This window comes from uncultured Campylobacter sp. (genome assembly GCF_937997595.1).
Lineage (GTDB): Bacteria > Campylobacterota > Campylobacteria > Campylobacterales > Campylobacteraceae > Campylobacter_B.
In genome coordinates, this window is sequence record NZ_CALKTS010000192.1 from 1 (window position 1) to 1,028 (window position 1,028).

1 protein-coding gene and 1 pseudogene are annotated in these 1,028 nt (G+C 44.3%); one reads left to right on the plus strand and one right to left on the minus strand.

Annotated elements, in window-relative coordinates:
- Positions 1-350, minus strand: a pseudogene (locus Q0614_RS06835) (endonuclease III); the annotation flags it as partial.
- 90 nt (positions 351-440) lie between these two features.
- On the opposite strand from Q0614_RS06835, the gene Q0614_RS06840 reads away from it, so the two are divergent.
- Positions 441-1,028 (plus strand): peptidyl-prolyl cis-trans isomerase (locus tag Q0614_RS06840; protein WP_298787522.1); only part of this gene is annotated, 588 nt, incomplete at its 3' end.

A 1,028-nucleotide genomic window follows, 5' to 3' on the forward strand; every position in this document is an offset into this window, starting at 1 on the left:
CCCGCAAGAGATTTTAGCCCCGCTTCATCAAGCGGCACGACGCCGTCAAAGTCGCGAACCACCGCCTGTGCCATTTTGATTAAATTTACCGCTTTGTTGTTGTAGAAATTGCACGAGCTGATTAGCAGCTTAACGCTTGCCAGATTGGCCTTTGCAAGCTCTGCAACGCTAGGGAATTCCGCAAAAAAGCGCGGCGTGATCAAATTTACCCGCTTGTCGGTACACTGCGCGCTAAGCATCACGCAGACCAAAAGCTGATAGTTGTCTTTAAATTTCAGCTCGCTGCGCTCTTCCGCAAAGTTTTGTAAAATTCTCTTTTTTATCTCTAAAATATCTTTTTTACTTCTCATGAGCGAATATTACCGCAATTTTCGTAAAAGCGAATTGAATGTTAACTACTTTGAGTTATAATTTTTGCTAAATTTTTTGAAGGAAAAACAATGAGAAAACTTATATTTTCGACACTTAGTTTGGCTGTGGCTATGAGCCTAAATGCTACCGTTTATGCGACCGCAAACGGCAAAGAGATTACTGAAAAAGAGCTTGCGCCGCTTCTTAGCGGGCTTGGAAACGTAAACATCGACGCTCTTCCGCCGACTCAAAAAAAGGAGCTGATCGACAAAGGTATCGAGCTTCAGCTGCTAATCGACGAGGCGAAAAAATCGGGCGTGATGGACGACGATATGTATAAAAAGGAGCTTGAGGTCGTAAAAGATAACCTCGCGCTTCGCGTTTGGCAGGCAAAAGAGGCGAGCAATATCAAACTGGACGAGAAAGAGATCAGCGATTTTTACAATAAAAATAAAGCTAAATTTATGGAGCCTGCAAAGATAAAAATAAGCCAGATCGTGCTTAAAACAGAAGCCGAGGCAAACGCCGTTATTAAGGAGCTAAAAGGTTTAAGCGGCAGCGCGATGAACGTTAAATTTGCCGATCTTGCGAAAGCAAAATCGATCGATCCGCAGGCTAAACAAAGCGGCGGCGAGCTAGGCTGGATACTGAGCGATCAGGTTAAGCCGGTTGCCGAT